Raw genomic sequence first — 2,152 nt, forward strand, 5'->3', positions numbered from 1 at the left:
GTTTGAACGCGTTCTGAAGCCAGGTGGTCGCGTTGGCATCAGTGACATTACCAGAGACAAAAGTCCGCTTCCCGATCTGGATGGACTGCTTGCGTGGATTGCCTGCATCGGCGATGCCCAGCCTTTGGAGAGCTACGTTCAGTGGCTCTCGGAAGCCGGATTTCGCCCTTCAATAGCCGAAGAGCGAAATCACTATCTGCAGGAGATGGTGCAAGGCATACGCAGCAAAATTTTGCTCGCCGAAATCATGATTGGCTTGAAGAAGCTCGACCTCCCTGGCTTAGATGTGAGCGAGGCCAAGGCATTCTCCAAAGCGGCTCAGGATGCCATTGCAGCCAACCGACTTGGATACGGAATCATCGTCGCGCTAAAGGGTCAAGTCACATAAATTCGATTGTTAGGTTGGGGAGACGGATGAATCACAGCTTGCCGCAAAGACCTTTCCGCAATCTGAGTCACCAACTATCGATAACAGGATTAGCTCGATTCCACCACCTTGAACGCGATCAAGGGGCCGAATCGGTCATTCACAGTATCCTCCAGGTTTTGCTTGCACCCCAGATAGTGTTCGGTTGTAAGAACAGAGGCGTGACCGAGTAGAAACTGAATTTGCTCAAGCTCTCCACCGTTTGAGTGACATAACCTGGCACAGGTTCGTCTGAGATCATTTTGCATTTAGCCAGCGCAGCAGGAAAGCTGCTTTACATTCTTCGTGAATGTCTGAGCGGCCAGTTTCAGCCCTTCGACCATGGTCAGGTAGGGGAAAAGTTGCCCCGCAAGATCATTGACGGTAATTTGCGCGCGAATGGCCAGTGCCGCAGTTTGGATCAGTTCCCCAGCCTGCGAGGCCACGGCCTGTACGCCGAGAAGTCTGCCGGTTTCCGGCTCCGCAACCAACTTGATGAAGCCCCGAGTATCGAAGTTGGCGAGAGCCCGAGGCACATTGTCCAGCGTGAGCGTCCGCGTGTCGACGCGAGTCCCGATACGAAGCGCGGCAGCCTCATCGAGGCCCACCGTCGCAATCTGCGGATCGGTGAAGACCACGCCCGGCACCACGGATAAATCCAGCCGCTCGCTTCCACCGAGCATGTTCACCGCTGCACGTGTTCCGGCTGCAGCGGCGACATACACGTACTCCGGGTTGGTGGTGCAGTCGCCCGCCGCATAGATGTGGGGATTGGAAGTGCGCAGGAAATCATCCACGGGAATCGCGCCATTCTCGTTGGTGAGCACGCCGACACTCTGCAATGCGAGCTTGGAGGTATTCGGACGCCGTCCGGTCGCAATTAACAAGCGGTTGCCGTGGATGCTGTCACCGCCGACCTCGATCGTGAATCCTTTGCCGTCGTGCTGGACGCGCTCGATCTGACTTCCGGTAATGATGCGCATGCCTTCGTCGATCAGCACTTTCTGGATCGCATCGCCAATCGCATGGCCACTGCGCGAAAGAATCCCGGAACGGACGATCATAGTCACCCGGCTGCCTAGCCGGAGGAACGCCTGCGCCAATTCCAACGCAACGTAAGAGCCGCCATAGACGATCAGATGTTCCGGCAGCTGCGGCGACGCCAAGGCTTCGGTGGAGGTCCAGTAAGGCGTGCTGTCGAGGCCAGGCACAGGCGGAATCGACGGAGATGCGCCGGTGGCGATCAGCGCGCGGTCAAAGACGAGGGGTTGTTGCCGGCCGTCGTCCCTTCTAATGAACAACGTGTGATCGTCCAGAAAGCGCGCCTCGCCGTGGATGAGGCGGATATTGTCGCTGTTTTCGAGGATGGACTCGTATTTGGCATTGCGCAGTTCATCGACGCGAGCCTGCTGCTGGGCTTGGAGAGCTGCTTGATTTACCACAGGCGGCACGACGGAAATTCCGCTGTCGAAAGGGCTGGACGTGCGTACATGCGCGACGTGGGCCGCACTGATGAGAATCTTGGATGGTACGCAGCCGGTGTTGACGCAGGCGCCCCCGGTCGTGCCGCGCTCGACCATCGTCACTTCAGCGCCCTCTTCCTGTAGCCGAATGGCGGCAGCAAACGCGGCTGCGCCGCTGCCGATCATCGCAATCTTATTCGGCTTCGCTTGCGGTACGGCGCAGCAATCGTCTTCCTTCAGGGCAGATCTGGTTCTGGAAAGCAAGCCTTGGGCGGACATTACT

Annotated in this window: 1 protein-coding gene and 1 pseudogene; one reads left to right on the forward strand and one right to left on the reverse strand. The window is 57.6% G+C overall.

All coding sequences use genetic code 11. The annotated features are described in order from the left end of the window. Positions 1–388, forward strand: a pseudogene (locus tag VMU57_RS04600) (methyltransferase type 11); the annotation flags it as partial. A gap of 287 nt (positions 389–675) precedes the next feature. On the opposite strand, the gene merA reads toward VMU57_RS04600, so the two are convergent. Further along, positions 676–2,152 (reverse strand): mercury(II) reductase (gene merA, locus VMU57_RS04605; protein WP_325381263.1); only part of this gene is annotated, 1,477 nt, incomplete at its 5' end.

This window comes from Edaphobacter sp. (genome assembly GCF_035532915.1).
Classification (GTDB): Bacteria; Acidobacteriota; Terriglobia; order Terriglobales; family Acidobacteriaceae; genus Edaphobacter.